Here is a 15,502-nt window from a genome sequence, read left to right on the forward strand (position 1 = left end):
TTCTCCAGCTCCGCCTCTCGACAGTGGCACAACGCAAGAACTCAAAGCGGATTCTAGGGAATAGTTCGAAAACGAATATGCACCGTTACCAGTAGTTGCTTCAGGCAACCGCGTGGTGGCCTACGGAGCCGTATGACTAGACAAGGACGGCCGCTGCGGATAGCTTCAGGGCAACATCCACATTGGCTGCGCCGTGGGCGAGCAAGCCAACCGGCAGGACCTGCGAAGCAAAGGCGCCACCATGAGCACAACCCATTTCGATGACTTCCTCAAAGACGCGGTGAGCGCTGACCCTGGAAGCGATGCAGGCCTGAACTGCGAAGAGCTCTTCGGGCTGTACACCAGCTGGTGCCTGCTCAATTCATGTCCTGCAGAATCTGCTGACGCACTGTTTGAGGCCCTGGGCCCCAGGGGCATTGTCCCCGGAAAGAACACCCTGGCCATGACTGGACCGGCAGCAGCGGACTACATTCTGGCCAGCGCGCCGGCAATCGTCTAACCCGTTTTAGACACTGGTTGAAAAGCCGACTACCGTCGGCTGATAGTGGACCTTCTGTCAACCTGCCCGGACCTTTCCCTTGTTTCTCGCACGGCGGCCGGACCCAGGGCGACTTTGCGCCGTCCATGGTTGGGGTCAATTCGGGTTATCCACGGCTGGAGTTGGGAGCCGATGGGGTAGCTCCCTGGCGGCAGTAGCGGTGGGTAACCTCCGGGAATTGTCCCCGGTTGTGGACGGGGCGGCCTGCTTCTCCGCGCCGGATCCTGCATCGGAGGTTTTTTGCAGGCACGGGCACCTTCGGCAGGATTAGAGGTTGGCTGCTTTGGCGAGCAGGACTGCTTTTTGTTTGTCGTTGGCGGTGAGTGCGGCTGCCTGCAGCAGTTCGGTTTTGGCTTCGTCGGTTCTCCCGAGTTTGGTGAGCAGTTCTCCTCTGATGCTTGGCAGGAGGTGTGAGCGGCGGAGGGCGCCCTCGGCAGCGAGGCGGTCCACGATTTTGAGGGCGGCGGCAGGTCCGGTGGCCATGGAAACCGCAACGGCGTGGTTGAGTTCGACGACGGGGCCCGGTGCCAGGCGTCCGAGGGCTTCGTAGAGCAGCACGATCTTGTTCCAGTCGGTTTCTTCGAAGCTGCGGGCGGTCGCGTGGCATTGGGCGATGGCAGCCTGCAGGCAGTAGTTTCCCCTTCCGCGGCCGAGCGCGTCGGCACGTGCCAGGGACGCACGGCCACGGCCGATCTGCGTCCTGTCCCAGCGTGACCTGTCCTGGTCAGCGAGCAGGACAGGGCTGCCGTCGTGGTCGAGGCGCGCGGCGAACCGGGACGCCTGGAACTCCATCAGCGCCACGAGTCCATAAACTTCGGGCTCCCGCGGCAGCAGGCCGGCGAGCACGCGGCCAAGACGCAGCGCTTCGTTGGCCACCTCGGTCCGGATCCACCGGTCACCGGTGGTGGCGGCATAGCCTTCCGTGAAGATCAGGTACAGCACCGCCAGTACCGCGCCCAGGCGCGCGTTCCACTCGTTAGGGTCAGGGCTGTTGAAGGGCACCTGAGCGGCCGACAGGGTCTTCTTTGCCCGGACGATGCGCTGCTGGACGGTGGCGACAGGAACGAGCAGCATCCGTGCGATCTCCTCGGTGGTCAGCCCACCGACGGTTCGCAGCGTCAAGGCCACCTGCCCCTCACGGGAAAGCACGGGGTGGCAGGCGATGAAGACGAGCCTGAGCACGTCATCAGGGATCGGCTGCCACTGGTCCTCGGTCATCTCCGCGAGGTCGTGGGCTATCGCTCGGTAGCGTTCGTCGAGCCGCTCCCGGCGGCGCCAGGCATCTATCGCCTTGCGTTTAGCCACGGCCGTGAGCCAGGCGCCCGGGTTATCCGGGACGCCCGACTCGGGCCATTGTGTCAGCGCGTCGATCAGGGCTTCCTGGGCGAGATCTTCAGCCAGGCCGACGTCGCCGGTTACCTTGGCAAGCGTTGCGACTATCCGTGCGCTTTCGATCCGCCATACCGCGTCCAACGTGCGTTGGACGGCGGGTGTGGAGGTGACGGTATGTTTGTCGGCCATGGGGCTAGGGCTGGTTGAGTTCCTCGCGCCAGCCGGCTTCCTTCTGGAGGAACTCATTGTCGGAGAAGTCCTCGAAGTCGCTCATATCGGTCACGCGGCGGACTTCGAGTTTGTTGCCCGGGCCCAGGGGGCAGCGGCTGGCCCACTGGACCGCTTCTTCCTTGCTGGCGGTCTGGATGATCCAGAAGCCGTTGAACAGTTCGTGGGTTTCCCCATAGGGACCGTCGGTCACGATGGGTTGCTCGGCCGAGAAGTCGACAACAAACGCTTCGCTCATGTCATCGGAAAGCCCTTCACCGGCGAGCAGCACCCCGGCTTTCATCAGCGATTCGTTGTAGGCGCCCATCGCGTTGATGATCTGTTCGATATCGGCGGTTTCGTACGCCTTTTTTGCCTCATCGGTAGCGCGCATAATCAGCATGAACTTCACTGTTCTTCTCCTTCGTACTGAGGACGCCTGATGCGTCCTTCTACTATCGCGTCGAACAGGGAAGGACCGGATCGACAAGGAATAGGAAAATTCTTATCCACAGAAGCGCCACGGCAAAGTTTTCCCCGTCTTGCCAGGGCAACCACGAGCACCGGCCGGACTTTCCTCTCCCCACCGAGTACGGTACGACCCCGACACCGACGGGGGAGTGCTTCACTCCAGCTGGGCGTGCCGCAGATACTGGTAGACCGTTTCTCGGCTGATCCCATAATCACGGGCAAGGACAGCTTTGGGAACACCGCTGCCGGCGCGGGTAACCAGTTCGGCGGCCCGTTCCGGCGTGAGAGTCTTTTTCCGTCCTTTGTAGGCGCCGCGCTGCTTGGCCAGGGCGATGCCCTCCCTCTGGCGTTCCCTGATGAGGGAACGTTCGAACTCAGCGAAGGCACCCATGACGGAAAGCATGAGGTTGGCCATAGGGGAGTCCTCCCCGGTGAAAACAAGGCTCTCTTTGACGAACTCCACCCGCACGCCCTTGCGGGTCAGGCCTTGAACTAAGGCACGTAAGTCGTCGAGGTTGCGGGCGAGCCGGTCCATGCTGTGCACCACGACGGTGTCCCCGTCCCGGGCGAACCGCAGCAATTCCGTGAGCTGTGGCCTGGATGTGTCCCTGCCGGAAGCCTTATCCGTGAAGACCCGGTCCAGAACCTGGCCTTCGAGCTGCCGTTTCTCGTTCTGGTCCAGCGTGCTCACGCGTACGTACCCGATCCGCTGACCACCCATTGCTGCCTCCAACCCTCATCCTGTCAGGTTGAGTTCTAGGCCCATTCAAGAAAAAAGTCAAGGCATACAAGCCCCGGCTTGTCCGGTTGGGGTGTGCCCCAACGCGACGAATAGCGTCTTCAGGTGGTGCGAATAGTTCGAAATAGAATATGGACGCTTACCAGTATCCGAAAGGGCTAGGGGTGAAGGTAACCGCCCACCTCTAGCGGCCGGTCGCATAGTCCGCACAGCTTCCGGCACGCGTGCCCTGGACAGCGGTACCTCACTTCACGCGTTGCAGGACAGCATGGCCCACGGCGATCCGCGGTCCACCCCGCGCTATGACCGGGCACGGAACAACCTCCTGAAGTCCGCCGGCTACGCCGTCGCGCGGGCCTGGCTTAAACAGGGCTGGGAGGCAGGCGAAGAGTCAACTCTGGGCAAGGAATCGGTTTTGGTTCGCGATGATGGTCCTTGTCGTCTCCCCGAGGTTCATTCCCCACGCCTGCGCAAGAGCCGTGGCGACATCGTTGAGTTCGTGCGGATGGGCTGCACGGCCCTGGACCTTTGCGAATGGGCCGTCTGTCTCCAAAAGGACACGATCTCGGGGAACTGCCTGTATCAGGGAAGGAAATTTTCGAGAGCGTGTCATGGCGATGTTGAACGAGAAGTACAAGCCCGACGCGACCGCCTCGTTCACAAGCGTCAGTGGCCCTGTGTACCAGTGAAGAACGGCAGGTGCTTCTGCGTCGGCCAGCTTCCGGATCACTTCCTTTTCGGCGCCTCGACTGTGCACCGAGAGCGGGTGATGCCCGCGCGATGCTTCGGCGAGGACGATGTCAAAGACCTTTTGTTGAGCCCTGGCCGTCCCTGCTCCGGCGCGGGAAAAGTCGAGTCCCACCTCGCCGATCCATGTGGATTGGGGCAGGAGTCGAAAGAAGCGGGCCAGCTCGTTCGGTCCGAAGGTTGTTGCGCGGAGAGGATGCAGGCCTATTGCGACATCGACGTATTCCCTCCGTCCGAGACGGGTCTTGAGCCGCCGGTATTCATCGGGGTCTTCGGTTATGGCAACCACCGCGATGCCGGCCTGCTCCGCGGCACCGAGCACTGCTACCGGGTCGTCATAGGCGCTGACATGGCAATGGGTGTCGAGCAGGCGTTCCGGGATCACTTCAGCCCCCTTATGAGCCGTTCGGTTTCGCCGGTAGCGCCGTCGAACCAGGACCGCAACTCGGCAATGCCTCCCCGCCACACCCGCAGAAAGTCCCTGTGTTCCCCGTTCGGGGTGGGCCCGTTGCGCAGGACGTCGCGGTCCGGCCGGTCCGCGTAAACACCGTTTATGACGGCCCGCAGGTCCGCGGCTCTTCGTGTGTCGCGGTCCAAAAGGCCTTTACCGCTCAGAGCGTCCCACGCGTAACCGGCAGGACCGTCCCATCCGACATAGGCCATGGACGACCGCCGGATCAGACAAGGGAAGCAGTATCCGCAGTTCCCCTGCTGGCGGCCCGCGTAGCGTGCCGCTTCTGGATGGGAGCACGAAATGCTGTCGGGTGCCAGCTCCTTGAGCAGCCCGGGATTGCGGGAGCCGGCGAGGATCTCGCCCTTGGTTTGCAGCCTGAATGGATTGAGGATCGGGTTGCCCACCCCTACCTCTCGGGCCGCCCGTTGCAGCATGTCGATGAAGTAGGGGTGCGTGGTGCGTGTGCTGTAACTTCCCGAACGTGACCGGGTCAGCGGAACATTGATTCCGATGAAGCCGTTTTCAGGGATATAGACCGGCACATCGGGCCCGACCGAGGCAGCCAGAGCGAGCCCCGCAGTGAGAAACAACATGGATCGTGACCGCGTCGTCGTCTCCCGGTATTCGGGTAGCGGACGTGCCTGCTGCCTCGTGGCCGGTGCGGGGCGCAGGAACAAACGCCTCACGTGCAGCCGCTCCCCGCCGTAGCGGGACCGTAATTTGTTCAAGAGCTTCTTTTGGGCTGTGGACGCCTGATCGCCCTCGTTGTGGGAGATGAGGCAAAGCCGCCGGTCCGGGTCCTCTTCGAGCAGGTCGATGACACCGGTGAGGGAATCGAGTCCTCCCGAAAAAAGACTCACAGCGTCGATGGCGCCTACCGGGGTCACATCGTCCGGGACCAGACGCACTCCCTTCAACGGCGAACCTTGCCCGGCGTAGGGGGTGATCGTCCACTGGTCGCCGGTGAGGAAGTTGAGCGTTTTGTCCCAATGCGCGTCGCGCCAGGCGCTTTCGTCCTGTACCGGCAGCTTTATGGAGATGTCCCGAGTCCATACGTCGACCGAGGGGGAGCGCAGCGTGGTTTTGTCGGCGCAGTACAGCGCCGCTCCCAGCAGGAACAGGTCGAGAGCTTCCCGAGGGGCGCGCCAGCCCGTAAAGAACTCCGATCCAGCCCGGTTTCCGAACTGGATCGTCGCGGAGGTGCTCCCTGGTGCCCAGTCCAGCAGGCGGGAGTCAGCAGGAACGTTCAACGCCGCGGTGAGTTCAGTCCGTACAAGGTATTCGGTCATGTCTGGTCCTCGCCATCGAGCGCGGTCAGGAGTTCGTAGGTCGACGTGACCGCACGCTCGGCTATGGCGCGGCCCTCCGGGCCGCTCCAGTCGAGAGCGAACGGGTCTGACGGCAGGTGGATGGCGACCAGATCTGCAATGATCTGCCGCATTTCCTGGTCAGCTTGCCGCATGGCGGTAGGGTCAGTCATGCGGCTGAGGCGTTCGGCAACGACAGGAACGCGGTTGTAGACGTAGAGCGAGAGAAAGCGTTCGAGTACCGTTCCAAGTTGCTCACGGCTGACGCTGACCTCATTGAGTTCCTCCCACGAATCCGCGTCGCCGAACACTTCGTCGAGCACGTCGCAGGCGGCGTCACGTGCGGCGACGGAGTCGAGGTCGTCACCGGTGCCCGCGATAAAGGTGACAAGCTCGTCGAGGACCGTGAATCTGTCCTGGCCGACGAGGTGGGACAAGCCGAGGGACGTGAATGCCTCGCCTGCCGGTCCCGTGCCAAGACCGGCCAGCAAACCTCCGAGGCGGCTGATGCCGGCGGTGCCGGCACGGGCAGATGAGACAGCGCCGCGCGTGCCGCCAAGCAGTGGAACGTGACGTCCGAGAACGCGGCCTGCCCGGTCTGTGGAGCCGCGGTTCCCAAGGCCACGGACATAGGTGGCCGTGGCATGTTTGAGCGGTGTCCAGTCTCCACCTTTACCCGCGGAACGGTCAGCGGAAGTTCCCACCTGGTCCGCCTTTCGTCTCCGAAGCTTTGCGGGCTTGTGTGACGACGGTACGGAGCTTTACGTTCTCGCTGGTTTCCCACCTGTCGAAAAGAGCAGCGACGTCGGCGTTTCCGCGAGGCAGACGGCGGACGGCCATGGAGCCGGCCACGACCGGAATTGCTGACGGCGGTATGCGCTGCAGGGCAGACGACACCGCAGAGACCATGTCCGGGTTCTTTTCCGCCAGTTCCAGGACCGCCGTCAGCGCCGTGGACGATGGATCCCGCTGAACCCGCTCAAGGAGCGCTTCGACAAACTGAGCGCGGTCATTGGAGTCCAGGGCCGAGACCGCAGCGTACTGCTGGCGCCGGCTCGCATCGATGTCGGACTGAACGTCGGTGATCAGGCGCTGCAAATGGGGTGCGAGACGGGACGCGGACACTCCGAAGGACAGCTTGTCCCGTGAGTAGGTGAAGTAGGGGCGCAGGTCGATGCCCGCGAACGCGGGGTCTGCCCGAAGCCACTCGGCGATGTGGGTCTTGCTGGCCCAGTTCCGGGCTTCGTTCAGCGGAGCGGCGGGGGCCTCCTTGGTGGCTGCCCGGCTTTCGTTCCTCGTCGGTTGTGGGTCCCCAGCCGGTGTCTTCCCTGCTGTTTTGGGGGCCTCTACTCCGCCGGGCATGATCCGGGCATGAGCCTCAGCATCCTTTATTTCGGAACAGGCTCCGCCGGCTGCCAGATCCCAATCGAAGAGCTTCTGGAAGTCGGTGTTGTATTGATCCTCCAAAACCATCAGTTTCGCCAGGACAGGGAGCTCGAGGGCGGCTCCGCGGCGGACCGCGCTTCGATGCTTCAGGAGGAGATTGTTCAGGAACCGTTTCAGCTGGCGTGGGTTACCACGCAGGGAAGCTCCCATTACCGGGGAGATGTCGGCGGCCCACTTCAGGTCCGCCGCGAGCTTCGCTGGAATGTCCCCCAGAACGTCACCGGCGATACCGGTGTTGAAAGCTACAGCCAGGCCATTTCCCCGTCGTACTTCGACGGATTGCTTGAGGACTTTCGCGAACTCCTCGTCGTTTAGATGCAGTTCAGCGAAGAGCAGGTTCACGTACGTTTCGGCTTCGGGCGCCGACAGGGGAGGGATGGCGATCTTGAGCTGGAGCATCTTCTCCAGATAGTCCCGACCGATGCCGGCCCCATCCTGCTTGCGCAGTTCCGGATAACGCGAGTCGACTGCGGATTCCACGACGTTCTGGTTCAAGGCCAGAACGTAGGCCGTCTTAGGGGTGTTCAGGAACAGCCGGATAGCCTCGAAAGTGTCCACCACGGTTTCGGGCAGGCAGCGGTCGAGGTCGTCGATGAAGACGATGACGGCCTCGCAGCCCGGGATGTTTTCTACCAGCGCCGCGAACTCCCGGCGGAACATATCGACGTCGCCTGTCGGCGTTCCCGGGTTCCCTGCAACGGACGGCTGATGCGGCGATGGGTCATCGAGAGCCTTATGAGCTTCAGAGGCTGCGGCGTTGGTGGCAGCTGTTACAAGCTCCATGGTGCCGGAATCCATCTCCGGCATGGCACCTTGCAGAATTATCGGCAGCACCGTCGGGGCGGCGCCGGCCCCTGCACGCCCGACGCGCCGGCCGAGCCGTCCCAGTTTGTCCAGAATCCTGCGGAGGCGCCCGACCCGCTCTTCAGCGTCGGGGACACGGGTCGAGATCGCGTCGAGGACTGCGGACATGAGGGCGATTTTGACGTCGTTATGATCCTCGTACTGCCACGGGCTGAAGTTGATGGTCAGGTAAGGAGCGTTGGCGAGGTCCTCACCGCCGGCCTGAGCCCTTTCTTCGTAGTGGTCATTCAGCTCCCGGGCAGCGATTTGCATCAGGCTGCTCTTGCCCGACCCCCAGTCCCCGAGCACCCCGATCGTCAAAGGGAGCAGCCGGGGTTCGGTTAAAGCGATTACGAGCTCGTCGACGAGGAAGTCGAAGCCCAGCAGGTCCAGATCCGCTTCATTATCAGCCCACATGGGTCCTCCTGACGCGGCTTTCGCCTGCAGGACCTCTTACGAGATGGCTGTCGGTATGTTCCACTTAGTCCCCCATTGTGTTTCCTGAATCCTATCGAGGCGCCCTGCGTCTGATGCGAACCAGGACGCCGGGGTCGTGTCACACCCCGTGCGCGGACCGCAGCATGACCCTGACTTGAGGGCGCCACCTCTGCCACAACCTCCCTTGCATGAGCTCCGCGGGATCCGAAGTTGTCGGCGTTGTGGTGAAGCAGGAGGTCAAGGGGCCACGGACCAGGGTGCAAGAATTTCATCCATGGCTTTCACACCTCTGCACCGCGCCCTTGGGCTCCCTCCTTCCGAGCTGGCGTTCGCTATGGTCCACAGCGCTATCGAGCGGCAGGTGACGGAAAAAGGCGACCTCGACTGGAAGGAGAGGCTGCCTGACAGCCGTAATCCCAAAGCACCTGAGGAGTTTGCCAAGGATGTTGCAGCCATGGTCAACGGTGGCGGAGGGATGATTGTCTACGGCGTGGCCGAAGACAGGGCCAGCAGCGCGGCGAAGGACATAGTTTCCGTAGAGGCGTGGACGGATGCCATCGAGCGGAAACTGAGGGGCTGGGCGTATTCCCTTATCCAGCCGCCGGTTCACGGCCTGGAGTTCATTCCCTTGGAAGACCAGAACGACGGCTCCCTTGCCGTGATCCTGTCGGTGCCGGCAAGTCTGGAGATGCCGCATCTTGCCATGAAGGATGATGCCTTCAGAGCGCCGCGACGTTACGGCGCCCAAACCGTGTTCATGAGCGAGCGGGACATCGAACAGGCCTACCGCGCGCGCTTCGAGGACCGCAGGAACAACTCCAGGGATCTGGCGGACCTCCTTGACCAAACCATGAGCGGCCTAAGCGACGGAACCGTACTTGCTGCGGCGGCACGTCCCACAAGCCCCCGTCCTGCATATGCGGGGCGGATCAGCCGGGAGGATGCCGGGAGCATTTTGGCGTCCCTGGTGCACGGGAACCCCTATCTGAAGGGCAGGGACGGATTGGACTACGTCGATTCAAATGCCCGCGCCGGGTATCGGAAATGGCGTTCTTTAGGCGGGCATGGGGGTCAAGCCTCCGGAGTCGTCGAAATCCACGACGATGGAAGCGTGAGCGTGGCTTACCAGGCCCTTGTCAAAGGAAAAGGTTTCGAACCGAACGACGTCCATGCCAGGGATGCCCAACAGCTTTCAGCCCACATCGTCCATCTTGCACGAGCTACAGCCGAGCGGCTGGACATGACCAGCGATTTCGAAATCAGCCTGCTTATAAGCACCGGAGGCGACCTGCCCATATTCATCCGGACCTTCGAGAAGGGCGCCGACCACCTGCGTGACCGTGACCACCTGACCGGTATCCATAAGTTCCAGCCGGTGACCGGGATTCTCGCCGCCAACATTCGTGATGACGAAGCATTGGAGACGGTCCGCAGTCTGGCTCTGGACATCATGAACCAGGGCGGATCCATGGATTTGGGGAAGCGCTACTTAAAGGCCGAGTTTTGATCCGGTCGGCCCCTCATGGCACCCGGCCGAAAGGCGACACGCCCAAGAGTGTCGCGTTCTTGGATATTTCTAAAGTGCTCGTGTAGGTTTCAGGTAGAAAACTACAGGAGGTTGCTTTGAAGAACGCGGTCGACATCGAATGGTCGTTTCGTCGCTTTAGTGCCCACGGAAAGAGCCTTCCTGGGATCATCCTGACCACTCTTACGAACTGCCACAATGAGCATGCCGACGGCCAGGCGCTGATCAAGTCGAAGCATAAGCGGTCCTACGGTCAGGTGAGCTACACCGTCCAGGAGAGGCTCGAGGAGGCGCTGGCGGGACTTGAGGGAGTTGAATTCAAGCGGCCCGGCAAGGGCAAGCCCAAGGTGCTCGTCGTCAACGGCACGGCTCTCGTTCCCTGGCGGTACTCCAGGCTGGCCACGGCTGACCTGCACCAGCAGAAGTATGGGACGTCGGATTCCCGGATCGGCACCTTTTCCATGCCGGTGGGCCCCTCACAGGGAATGCTCGACCTCGGCGACGGCGCCCGCGCCACCCTGACGCCCGAGGAAATCGAACTCGTTGACGCTCTGGAGGAGCTGGAGGATTCCGAGTCGCTTAAGCATCACCCGGTAGTAGTCGTTGCCTATGCCAGCAACCATCAGGCCTTGCACCATGCAGTGTGGGCTGATGCCCAGTTGGATGAGGACGGCACGCTTATCCTGCAGAACACCCAGGAGCTCTTCCATGCGGACTCGGCGGATGCAGCAGCAAAGTCGGAGCCGAAGAGCTTCGATTCCGAGCCCCGCCGCGGCTTCAACCTGATGCCTAAGGAAGCATCCGGATCATGACCAGGCAGCTCACTCTGTTCTCAACCGAAGAACTGATGTCGTCCCAGGCTGTCAGAGATCACTTTGATCCTGCCAGGTTGACGCAGGCGCGGCGGTTGGCAGGGATTACCAAGCAAGCGCTGGGCGACGCGGTTGGTGTGTCAGGCGCTGCCATCGGCCAATACGAGGCCGGCGTGACACCACGTCCTGAAATATTGGGCCTGCTGGCCAAGGAGCTGGGACAGCCTGTTGCTTTTTTTGCCATGGGCAGGCCGATAGGAAAACTGGACGTCTCCCAGGCCCATTTCCGCAGTCTTCGCTCGACGCGCGCGTCGGAGCGGCTCAAGGCAACTTCCTTTGTCGAACAGGTGTGGGAAGTAACGTTCGCGCTCGAAAAGCGGGTGGCCTTCCCGGATGTGAATGTTCCGTTCAACGAAGCGGACAGCAGCATGTCCCCCATAGAAGCAGCCAGGGCCCTCAGAGCCTACTGGGAGGTGCCCAGCGGCCCGGTTCCCAACCTGGTGGAACTCATGGAGCGCAACGGCATCGTCGTCTCGGTTCTCACTCTCCGCGGCGACGAAGACGAAACCGCGCGGGTGGATGCATTCTCTACGGCAGCACTGAACCGCCCCATCGTCGTCGTGACCCCGGAAAGGGCCCGTTCTGTCTACCGGCACAGGTTTACGTGCGCCCACGAACTTGGCCATCTCATCCTCCATCGCGAACTCGCTGTCGGGGACCCACGGCAGGAACGCGAAGCTGATGCATTTGCTGCTGAATTTCTTATGCCGCGGGCCGAAATAGAGCCGGTTCTCCCTGCCACCATGAACCTTCCACGGCTTGGCCAGATCAGCCAGACGTGGGGTGTTTCGTCGGAGGCGCTGGTGTTTCGCATGCAGGAACTCAAGGGCGCTTCAGATGTTTCCGTCCGGCGTGCGTACCAAAAACTAAGGTCCGGCAACCGGCAGGAGGCGTCCGTGGCGGACTACCCGGGAGAAGTCCCGATGCTGCTGACCGAGGCAATGAAAGTTGCTGAGAAAATCGGGTTTGCTGTGGCCGATCTGGCAAATGAGCTCAGATGGGCTCCGGAACGGGTTCGGCAAGTGCTGGGGCTTGTAGACGAGCGGCCGAAGCTTACGCTGGTTCGCTGACGGGAAGCCCGGATACGGGTAGGCGACCTCAACAGTCCGGACCTCGTTGAGGGGTCAGAAAGACGAGTATGCGCAGCGAAACAAGCATTTGGGGAGAACCTCCGCGGGACCGTGAACCCAAAGGGCTTTCTGTGGTGGCCACGCCTGCCGCGGCCCTGGTTGATGCCGCGCAGCAGTTGGTTCAGATGCCTGAAGCCGAGAAGCTGAAGGTGCGATCCGGGGAGCATATTGCGGCGATTCTCATGACAGCTCTGTATCTCCTGCCCGTGGAGGTAGACGAAGACGGCGGGGTCGACCTTGTGTTCCAGCGCACCAGCGCTCAAACACCGCTCTGGCCGTTCGGCGGGTCGCTCCGCGCAGCTGTAGAGGTAAAGTCGCTCCCTGGAAAGTGGCGCAAGCACGAGTACAACATGAGGCTGGGCGACACGTACCAGGTCAAAATACAGAATGCCTTCGAGATTCTCGAACTGGGCTCGAAGAAGATCATGGAGGCAGCTGAGGCCCTGCAACACAAAGTCGGATCCTCCGACATGTCCCGGAATGCCTTCTTGATCATTCATCCCATGGACGGGTTTGCGTTGGAGCTCATCACCGCGGGACCGGTGATCGGGCATCTACTGCCCGCCTTGGATGAACATGTAGCCCTGGACTACTTGTGGGTCTATTGGTATCCCGGATTGCTGTCCAAATGGTCCCGGAAGGAGCGCCATTGGACGGACTATTTATTCGCGGAGATCAGTCCGGACGATCCTTCGCTGGACGATGCCATAGAAGCTGCAGAAGACATCTTTCTGGAAGGTATCGGCTGGACCGGCGGATCCCCTTGGCGGATGGCCTTTAGTTAGTTTTTCAGCCAGGAAGCAGTGTTCGTTCCGAATGTCGGCCGCAGCCAGGCGTCCAGTAGTTGCAATGCAGTAGACATACAGTTGACGGCACCGCGACTACAAACGCTCGTTTAGGGAGTTCTTCGCATGTCCGGCCGCTTTGACAGGCGCGGAACACCCCGAACTCAGCTGGCAAAGGGTGCCGCGACGGCCGACGGTTTGATCGGAGCCGTTGCCATGGGCTCTCTTATAACGACCCGAATGAGCCCTCACGTTCGACTGTATTCAAGTCAAGAGGAAGAATATGGGGGACGATCTGCACGAGAGCCTTTTGGTCCTCGTCCTCCAAGAGAACTAGCGTTCCCTGCGTGACTGCAGAAGAACAAGAACTGACCGGTGGCAATGCTTCGGAAAGCGTAGTGCGTATCGGCAACACCGTCCGGAAGCCGTGGCTGCACAATTCTGCTGCCGTGCAGAGCTACCTCGGCGTGCTCTGCGCAGCAGGTGTTGATGTTCCACGGCCCCTGGGCCGGGACAAGGACGGGCGCCACGTCATCGAGTTCGTCGAAGGCGTGTCCGCGCTGGATCAACTGCCGCTCCGTCACAACGATCTCCTGCGCGTGGGCCAGCTGATCCGACAGATTCATGATGCCAGCGAAAGCATGGAGCTACCCGACACAAAGGGCTGGAACCAGCTGCTGCCGGCGGAGAACCCTGATCTGATGTGCCACAACGACCTCGCGCCGTGGAACCTGATTATGGGGGAGCGCTGGGTTTTCATCGACTGGGATGCCGCTGGGCCGAGCACCAAGCTGTGGGATCTGGCATACGCCGTACAGTCTTTCGGCGTGCTCTTCGCCGGCCAGCCGGTAGACGAAGCTGCGCTAAGACTGCGGGCAGTCGTTGACGGCTATGGAGCCGACGAGGAACTGCGTAAGGCCCTGCCCGGGGCGATGGCCAAACGAACGGCCGCGATGTACGACCTTCTGAAGTCCTCGCACGAGACCGGGTTCCAGCCCTGGGCCGACATGTACGTCAATGGCCATGGAGAGCACTGGCGGGCAGCTGCTGAATACGTCCTGGAAAACCAAGCCGTCTGGGAACACGCCCTTGCGTAGGAACCGGCGGGACCGCGCTGGGGCTTTCCCTGGATTCATTCCGTGCCTGACGATCTGATCCTTAACGCATACCCCACACGCGTAGGGGAGTACACATGTGTTTTAGGTGCCGCTCAGGTCACCCTGGCGCGGGTGAAACCCTCCTGGACGTAACCGCCTGAAATGTCGAGTACGTCGTGCGCGAGACCGATCAGTGATTCCGGATCGCGGGCTGGGTCAGCGGCCCAGGCCAGGAGACGGACAGCTACCTCATGATTGCTTGCGGCCAGCCGGCGGATAACCCACTTGCCACCGCCAAGCCAGCTGCCGGTCTCAAGCAGAAGCAGATCTGCAGCATCCCGAAAAGTATCTGCTCGCTGAACGAGACAGTTAATCGTCTCCCGTTACCCAGGTCAGCGAGGCCTTCCAAAACTGTTACTTTACATAAGCCGGCTATCGGCCCGACAAGCAGCGGCAGCAACATTCCCGGGTTGGGGCGTCCTTCGCTAAGAGGCAGTGGCGGGGGAGTGGCGGCTGGTTCATTTTTGGCTCCCCCTTGGTCTTACACGTGCGGAGCGGCGGCGCTGAGCCTGTGGGTTACCGGCTCCCAGCAGTTTCTCAGGTTGCAGGGGTCATAATGAACCGAAGCTTCGGTCAACCGCTATTTGACCGGAGCTTCGCCATTCTGGCGGACCGCGTTCTGAAGCCTGGAGCACCAATTACGTCCTGACGTATTTATTGATCTGCGGGGCGGAAGTGCTGGCCGCGCACCTCAAGTGCGCCAATATGGCTCGCACACGTTGAGGAACAAGTGCGCGACCGCGTACGTTACAGTCTCGTCCGGAAAGGGCATCAGAGAAACGATAGAAGGAAGAAGCACCTCCGTGGCAGCCGACTATGACGAAGTCCGTTCCGACGTCAAGGAATCCCAGGACCGTTCCCTGGAGGACTTGCAGTCCGCGAACGCCCCTGATGCGCGCAGCGTCGTCACCGAGCTGGACGAAGCCGACGCCCTCGATGAAGGGCTGACACCTGGCGGGGAAATCATCTCTGACGAGCTCATCGTGCAGGTGATTCCCCAGGCCGCGGACGAGTTCACCTGCTATTCCTGTTTCCTCGTCCGGCACCGGTCGCAGCTGGCGCGGGAAAGCAACGGCCATTCGTACTGCATCGAGTGCGAAGGCTGAGGCACCTCACAGCCTTCGTACAAGAAACACGCCCTTTTTGGAGCCTTCTCTCGGCCCGTTCTGCCTTCAGCTTTACATAACGTCGGCTATTAGTCCCACCTTTCCGGTTTCACAGGGGTTCCCAGCTGCAGGGGCACATAATGCACCGAAGCTCAGGTCAACCGCTATTTGACTGGATCTTCGCCAATTGCCGGTGCCCGGGCAGAGGCTGCAGCCGCGCCAAGAGATGATGAGTCGCTGCGATTAATTCAGTCCTAGAGTGCACGCCAGAATGTTCGCCAGGAGGCCTTCGTGGAGCCCCTCTCAGCCGCTACTGGTAACGGTGCATATTCGTTTTCGAACTATTCCCTAGAATCCGCTTTGAGTTCTTGCGTTGTGCCACTGTCGAGAGGCGGAGCTGGAGAA

The 15,502-nt window shown here is 61.5% G+C and carries 14 protein-coding genes; 7 read left to right on the forward strand and 7 right to left on the reverse strand.

What is annotated here, in order from left to right; genetic code table 11:
- Positions 1–241: 241 nt before the first annotated feature.
- Positions 242–499 carry a hypothetical protein gene (locus tag ACFVYC_RS21980; protein WP_387554304.1) on the forward strand — a complete coding sequence of 86 codons (258 nt, stop codon included), beginning with the start codon at positions 242–244 and terminating at the stop codon, positions 497–499.
- Positions 500–805: 306 nt separating this feature from the next.
- On the opposite strand, the gene ACFVYC_RS21985 is transcribed toward ACFVYC_RS21980, so the two are convergent.
- From ACFVYC_RS21985 to ACFVYC_RS22015, 7 genes are all read right to left on the reverse strand, one after another.
- Positions 806–2,059, reverse strand: a complete 1,254-nt coding sequence (locus tag ACFVYC_RS21985; protein WP_387554306.1) for an RNA polymerase sigma factor — start codon at positions 2,057–2,059, stop codon at positions 806–808.
- 4 nt (positions 2,060–2,063) lie between these two features.
- Positions 2,064–2,489, reverse strand: a complete 426-nt coding sequence (locus tag ACFVYC_RS21990) for a YciI family protein (RefSeq protein ID WP_387554308.1) — start codon at positions 2,487–2,489, stop codon at positions 2,064–2,066.
- 213 nt (positions 2,490–2,702) lie between these two features.
- Complete coding sequence (locus ACFVYC_RS21995) at positions 2,703–3,269, reverse strand: recombinase family protein (RefSeq protein ID WP_387554310.1); 567 nt, start codon at positions 3,267–3,269, stop codon at positions 2,703–2,705.
- Positions 3,270–3,678: 409 nt separating this feature from the next.
- Positions 3,679–4,419 carry a TatD family hydrolase gene (locus tag ACFVYC_RS22000; protein ID WP_387554312.1) on the reverse strand — a complete coding sequence of 247 codons (741 nt, stop codon included), beginning with the start codon at positions 4,417–4,419 and terminating at the stop codon, positions 3,679–3,681.
- Positions 4,416–5,777: a Qat anti-phage system QueC-like protein QatC gene (gene qatC, locus ACFVYC_RS22005; protein ID WP_387554314.1), complete on the reverse strand. Its 1,362-nt coding sequence runs from the start codon at positions 5,775–5,777 to the stop codon at positions 4,416–4,418. The genes ACFVYC_RS22000 and qatC overlap by 4 nt, the downstream gene beginning before the upstream one ends.
- Positions 5,774–6,499 carry a hypothetical protein gene (locus ACFVYC_RS22010; RefSeq protein WP_387554316.1) on the reverse strand — a complete coding sequence of 242 codons (726 nt, stop codon included), beginning with the start codon at positions 6,497–6,499 and terminating at the stop codon, positions 5,774–5,776. Before ACFVYC_RS22010 ends, qatC begins: the two co-directional genes overlap by 4 nt.
- Entirely contained in the window at positions 6,483–8,501 is a 2,019-nt protein-coding gene (locus ACFVYC_RS22015; RefSeq protein ID WP_387554318.1) for a P-loop NTPase fold protein, read from the reverse strand. Before ACFVYC_RS22015 ends, ACFVYC_RS22010 begins: the two co-directional genes overlap by 17 nt.
- Before the next feature lie 295 nt (positions 8,502–8,796).
- Here ACFVYC_RS22015 and ACFVYC_RS22020 point away from each other — a divergent pair, with 295 nt between their 5' ends.
- The 6 genes from ACFVYC_RS22020 to ACFVYC_RS22045 all read left to right on the forward strand — a co-directional run bounded on the left by ACFVYC_RS22020 (position 8,797) and on the right by ACFVYC_RS22045 (position 15,097).
- On the forward strand, positions 8,797–10,029 hold the full coding sequence (locus ACFVYC_RS22020; protein WP_387554320.1) for a helix-turn-helix domain-containing protein: 1,233 nt from the start codon (positions 8,797–8,799) through the stop codon (positions 10,027–10,029).
- A gap of 116 nt (positions 10,030–10,145) precedes the next feature.
- On the forward strand, positions 10,146–10,859 hold the full coding sequence (locus ACFVYC_RS22025; protein ID WP_387554322.1) for a hypothetical protein: 714 nt from the start codon (positions 10,146–10,148) through the stop codon (positions 10,857–10,859).
- A 77-nt stretch (positions 10,860–10,936) separates the two neighbouring features.
- Entirely contained in the window at positions 10,937–11,989 is a 1,053-nt protein-coding gene (locus ACFVYC_RS22030; RefSeq protein ID WP_387554324.1) for an ImmA/IrrE family metallo-endopeptidase, read from the forward strand.
- A gap of 68 nt (positions 11,990–12,057) precedes the next feature.
- Entirely contained in the window at positions 12,058–12,834 is a 777-nt protein-coding gene (locus ACFVYC_RS22035) for a hypothetical protein (protein ID WP_387554326.1), read from the forward strand.
- Between the two features lie 347 nt (positions 12,835–13,181).
- Positions 13,182–13,931, forward strand: coding sequence for a phosphotransferase (locus ACFVYC_RS22040; RefSeq protein ID WP_387554327.1), 750 nt, complete (start codon positions 13,182–13,184; stop codon positions 13,929–13,931).
- 863 nt (positions 13,932–14,794) lie between these two features.
- Positions 14,795–15,097, forward strand: a complete 303-nt coding sequence (locus ACFVYC_RS22045) for a DUF4193 domain-containing protein (protein WP_387554329.1) — start codon at positions 14,795–14,797, stop codon at positions 15,095–15,097.
- Positions 15,098–15,502 lie beyond the last annotated feature (405 nt).

The organism is Pseudarthrobacter sp. NPDC058329 (assembly GCF_042879835.1).
Taxonomy (GTDB): Bacteria; Actinomycetota; Actinomycetes; order Actinomycetales; family Micrococcaceae; genus Arthrobacter.

Excerpts from the sequence above, each read along its gene's own strand:
- ACFVYC_RS21980 (WP_387554304.1), top strand. The coding sequence starts at position 242 with ATGAGCACAACCCATTTCGATGACTTCCTCAAAGACGCGGTGAGCGCT.
- ACFVYC_RS21985 (WP_387554306.1), bottom strand. The coding sequence starts at position 2,059 with ATGGCCGACAAACATACCGTCACCTCCACACCCGCCGTCCAACGCACG.
- ACFVYC_RS21995 (WP_387554310.1), bottom strand. The coding sequence starts at position 3,269 with ATGGGTGGTCAGCGGATCGGGTACGTACGCGTGAGCACGCTGGACCAG.
- qatC (WP_387554314.1), bottom strand. The coding sequence starts at position 5,777 with ATGACCGAATACCTTGTACGGACTGAACTCACCGCGGCGTTGAACGTT.
- ACFVYC_RS22015 (WP_387554318.1), bottom strand. The coding sequence starts at position 8,501 with ATGTGGGCTGATAATGAAGCGGATCTGGACCTGCTGGGCTTCGACTTC.
- ACFVYC_RS22020 (WP_387554320.1), top strand. The coding sequence starts at position 8,797 with ATGGCTTTCACACCTCTGCACCGCGCCCTTGGGCTCCCTCCTTCCGAG.
- ACFVYC_RS22035 (WP_387554326.1), top strand. The coding sequence starts at position 12,058 with ATGCGCAGCGAAACAAGCATTTGGGGAGAACCTCCGCGGGACCGTGAA.